Raw genomic sequence first — 448 nt, 5'->3', positions numbered from 1 at the left:
AAACGAAGCCAGGGGCAAAGCGAACATTACTCGTTTGCATACCCGGATGCCCTTCGAGGCGCAAAACTATCTGCCGGGGGAACAGCAAAGCTATGCCCGGGAATGGCTGCCTGCGGCGAGCCTGTCAGGAAAAGCGCACGCGGATTTTGTTCAGCCTCTTCCCTTTGAGATGCCTGAAACACTGACGCTGGAAACGCTGCAGCGATTTTGGGCTCATCCGGTGCGGGCCTTTTTCCAGATGCGTCTGAGGGTCAACTTCCGCTCGGAGGAGAGTGAGATCCCGGACACGGAACCTTTCACCCTTGAGGGATTAACCCGCTATCAGCTTAATCAGGAATGGCTTAAGACACGGGTTGAAGAGAACGACGCTGAACGACTGTTTCGCCGTGTTCGTGCGGCGGGCGTGCTTCCCTATGGGCCATTTGGCGAAATTCTGTGGGATACGCAG

The 448-nt window shown here is 56.0% G+C and carries 1 pseudogene; it reads left to right on the top strand.

Annotation, left to right across the window (positions count from 1 at the left end):
- Window positions 1-448 (top strand): annotated as a pseudogene (recC, locus tag ACU8YC_RS27600) (exodeoxyribonuclease V subunit gamma); the annotation flags it as partial.

Source organism: Citrobacter sp. VF227 (genome assembly GCF_052950715.1).
The sequence above is the reverse complement of the archived record's forward strand: the minus strand, read 5'-3'. Positions and strand labels throughout refer to the sequence as shown.